A 2,427-nucleotide genomic window follows, 5' to 3' on the forward strand; every position below is an offset into this window, starting at 1 on the left:
GTATCAGTCCACCCCATGCCGCAGATAACCGCATCTTGGAAAGCATCACTATCAGCGTATTCTGCATGCGCCATGTCCCGAAACCATTCTGCCGCACCGGTAAGCAATTCACTAGGCAATGCCTTCCCTACTTGACGGGGAATAAACTGCACTTCGCGCTTGTTATTACGCTCTGACCCCACAACGGCATTGACCAATGGGGCAATACGATTAAAGGTCATAACGGGGCGGCGTTGCTTTTTTAACGCCGATAAATCTTCTTCATTCCATTGATCACCATTGTAAAAACCAAAATCCTCCCGCGCATGTTCACGCCATTTATTCACATGCTCCACATCTTCTTTGTACCAGCTCACAAGCTTGCGAAATAAGCCTTCTGTCGACAAATCTGATGCGTTACTTTCTTTATCTAAATGCTCTTCATCATACATCATTCTGCCATCCATGAGGTACTCTCATATTCCGTTCTGCCGCTATAAGCTGGTCGCTTTTGTATTTCTTTTGGTGGTTTGTATGAAATACACATCAGTCCAAAGGCATCTGCCCCATGACTGGACCAATCGTGCTCTGCTCCCAAGCCAATATTGCGCTTCTCATCCCATTTCTCGTGATACCAGTTCAGTGCCTTACGTCCTGCTACCGTCGTCTTTTCATTAAACCAAACAGAAGGCAAAACACGGCGGACTGTTTCTATACGTATCTTAACAGCTCCTGCTCCCTGATTAGGGATAACTTTTGTTTGAAAGCCTGCCTGTTTAAGAGCGCTCTCAAAACTCACATTGTGCACACGGTCTCTGGTTGCCCCATCATGGGGGAGAACCATCAATGCCTTCTCATAACCATTTTGACGCAACCAACCGATATGCTCTGACAACGGTTGTCCCTGTGCTTCGTAATAATCAAGCACTCTGATCTCTCTGCCAACAAATTGCGCTATCCATATCGCTGTGGCATCTGCCTTGGCGCCCGTGCCCCCAATATCCCAAAAGGCGCGTATCTGCATTAAAGGATCACGAGCAACACGCCCTATCCGCCCCTCTTGCTCGGCTGCCAACATTTCCTTTTGATAATAAGCGCCTTGAACCGCTGTAAGATAAGCCCCTTCCCAGATATGCTTATAGGTCTCTGGACGGTTTCTCAGATCATCCAATCGCGCTTCATTCAAGATCTTGGGAAACTTCGGGTTGTCTGACCAGTTGATCTCAACACGTTTGATTGCCTCATTGTCTGAAAAGCGAAACCGCTTCTCAACGGGGGCATTCTCTCGCAACGGGTTCCATGTCACCCATAATTCTGCATTCCAATCTTTTCCTTCTTCTCGCAAAGTCGGTATAAGCGTCTGCCAAGCTGTCTCTGTAACGGGCTCTGCCTCATCAACCCAACAAAGCAAAATACGCCCCATAGACTTGATACTGGCTATATTGCGGTCCAGACCAGAAAACTGAAAGGCTATACGACCATCTATCGACTTAATCGACGACTCCCCAACCTTGTAATAGTCCTTTAAAAAGTCGTGCGCTTCAATGACGCGTTTAATCTCCTCCAATGAACTTTCTGCCAAAGAATTCTGAAACTGACGTGCACAAAGTATAGTGCCCGATATCCCTTGCATACCAAATTGATAGCCTTTTAAAGCAGCCATCAAGGCAAATGATCTTGTCTTTCCAGACCCTCGTCCACCCCAAGCAGCACGCACCAAAGCCTTATCTGTAAAAATCGGTATAAGCTTTGGAACAATACTAATCTGTCGTGTTGTCATTGACCAAAGGCGCGATTTCTACACGCGTTATCACCTTAATGGCTCCCCCATCTTCACCTGTTACCTGTAAAGGCAACACCTTACCAAGCAACGCTAAATAAGCAGCGGGGCATTCCATAGCCTGTTTTTCCAAATAAGAGATCAAACCATCCTTGCCAATTTTATTCCCAGCATTCTCAGCAGCCTTAACCACTGCTTCTTTTAAAATGCGCGTCATCTTATTCGGAACGCCTTTGACACGCCCTTGACCTGCCTTTGGGGGTATACGCTTTTTAATGGGTTGTGGAGCCTGTTCTGTATTTTGTGATGTCATAAAATACACCCTCCAGATAATAAAAAACCCCGCATTTGCGGGGATTCCAAACTGCACTGCCTCTCGTCTAGACACAATACGACCAAGTACAGTGCTGTCATTAAATACGATTTGCTACACTTTGTCAACACTAAAATAACACATATTGATAATTTCAAAAGGAATCAGTTAAACAGCACTTATGAATAATTAAGGGTTCAAAATGATGAAATCATTATCCATAACACGCATCATAACATTTATAGCTTTCTTTTCTATATCAGCGCTACCTGCATCAGCGTCATTTGGATTTATAGACAAATTGACGCGTATGTTTACAAGTGTAGATACTATAGAGAAGTATAATCAACTTTAC

General features: G+C 44.8%; 3 protein-coding genes. All 3 read right to left on the bottom strand.

Features of this window, described 5'->3' with window-relative positions; all coding sequences use genetic code 11:
* On the bottom strand, window positions 1–446 hold a 446-nt coding region (locus ACFILL_RS09045; RefSeq protein ID WP_375643808.1), incomplete at its 3' end, for a portal protein.
* Window positions 431–1,759, bottom strand: a complete 1,329-nt coding sequence (locus ACFILL_RS09050) for a PBSX family phage terminase large subunit (protein WP_273791597.1) — start codon at window positions 1,757–1,759, stop codon at window positions 431–433. The genes ACFILL_RS09050 and ACFILL_RS09045, both read right to left, overlap by 16 nt.
* Window positions 1,740–2,072 (bottom strand): hypothetical protein, encoded by a 333-nt coding sequence (locus tag ACFILL_RS09055; protein ID WP_375632019.1) that lies wholly within the window; start codon window positions 2,070–2,072, stop codon window positions 1,740–1,742. The genes ACFILL_RS09050 and ACFILL_RS09055 overlap by 20 nt, the downstream gene beginning before the upstream one ends.
* Between the last annotated feature and the right edge of the window lie 355 nt (window positions 2,073–2,427).

The sequence above is a fragment of the Bartonella sp. AP20NXHL genome, assembly GCF_042196165.1.
In the GTDB taxonomy this organism is placed as follows: domain Bacteria; phylum Pseudomonadota; class Alphaproteobacteria; order Rhizobiales; family Rhizobiaceae; genus Bartonella.

Bases quoted from the DNA above. Each gene is read 5' to 3' on its own strand.
- ACFILL_RS09050 (WP_273791597.1), bottom strand. From the start codon at position 1,759: ATGACAACACGACAGATTAGTATTGTTCCAAAGCTTATACCGATTTTT.
- ACFILL_RS09055 (WP_375632019.1), bottom strand. From the start codon at position 2,072: ATGACATCACAAAATACAGAACAGGCTCCACAACCCATTAAAAAGCGT.